Source organism: Pseudomonas sp. UMAB-40, assembly GCF_900095275.1.
In the GTDB taxonomy this organism is placed as follows: domain Bacteria; phylum Pseudomonadota; class Gammaproteobacteria; order Pseudomonadales; family Pseudomonadaceae; genus Aquipseudomonas; species Aquipseudomonas mandelii_B.
The window spans coordinates 1-1,239 of record NZ_LT607610.1 but is presented as its reverse complement, the minus strand read 5'-3'; the positions used below and the strand labels follow the sequence as shown (position 1 = coordinate 1,239).

Below are 1,239 nucleotides of genomic sequence, written 5' to 3'. Positions count from 1 at the left end.
TGTTCGGAGAACATCTGGTCGCCATCGATGGCAGCAAATTCAAAGCAGTCAACAACCGCGACCGCAATTTCACCAGCGCCAAACTGAAGCGGCGAATGGATGAAATTGAATCGAGCATCAACCGTTACCTGACGGCACTCGATGCTGCTGATCGGCAAGAACCAACAGCTTCCGAGCCCAGTGCCGCGCGGCTGGAAGAGAAAATCGCCAAGCTCAAAACTCAAATGAAAGAGCTTCAGGCGATCGAAATCCAGCTCAATGAATCGCCCGATAAACAGGTCTCACTGACCGATCCAGACAGCCGTTCCATGATGACGCGTGGCACGGGAATCGTTGGCTACAACGTGCAGACAGCGGTCGATGCTCAGCACCACTTGATCGTTGCGCACGAGGTGACCAACGTCGGCTCTGACCGCGACCAACTCAGCTCGATGGCCAAGCAGGCCCGAGAGGCGATGGTGTCAGATACGTTGTCGGTGGTGGCTGACCGAGGTTACTTCAAAAGCGAACAAATCCTGGCCTGTCACGATGCAGGCATCACCGCTTATGTGCCCAAGCCGATGACCTCGGGAGCCAAGGCTGACGGGCGTTTCAATAACGATGCCTTCATCTATGACGCGGCAAAAAACGAATACATTTGCCCGGCTGGAGAGGCGTTGATCTGGCACTATTCCTACGTTGAAAAAGGCCTGAAATTGCATCGTTACTGGAGTTCGAAATGCCAGGGCTGCGCGTTGAAATCGCAGTGCACACCGAGCACGGAACGACGAGTTCGACGCTGGGAGCATGAAGACGTATTGGAGGAGATGCAGCGTCGGCTGAGCAAAGCACCAGAGATGATGCGAGTCCGAAAACGGACGGTTGAGCATCCCTTCGGGACGCTCAAACAATGGATGGGGGCAACGCACTTCTTGACGCGAAAGCTCAACGGGGTAAGCGCCGAGATGAGCTTGAACGTGCTCGCCTATAACTTGAAGCGAGTAATGAAAATCCTTGGTGCTAACGGCTTGATGAAGGCGCTGTCGGCCTGAAAAGGTCGGCTTTGGCCCCTCCAACAAGCTGGGAAGCCTTGCTGGTGGGCTCCAGGCCTACACTGATCGACCATGGAGCTTCAGGTGCATTTCCGTCACCGAACAGCCGTCGGCGCTCCGCGCCGACGATGCCAGATAGCGTTTTTACACACTCTGGTCCGACATCTGCCGGTCACGACAGGCGGGAGTCGGCCGATTCTGTTGAAAA

1 protein-coding gene is annotated in these 1,239 nt (G+C 55.4%); it reads left to right on the top strand.

Annotation, left to right across the window (positions count from 1 at the left end; all coding sequences use genetic code 11):
• Nucleotides 1-1,031: IS1182 family transposase (locus K0F88_RS31975; protein ID WP_219097869.1), on the top strand; the 1,031-nt coding region annotated here is incomplete at its 5' end.
• Between the last annotated feature and the right edge of the window lie 208 nt (nucleotides 1,032-1,239).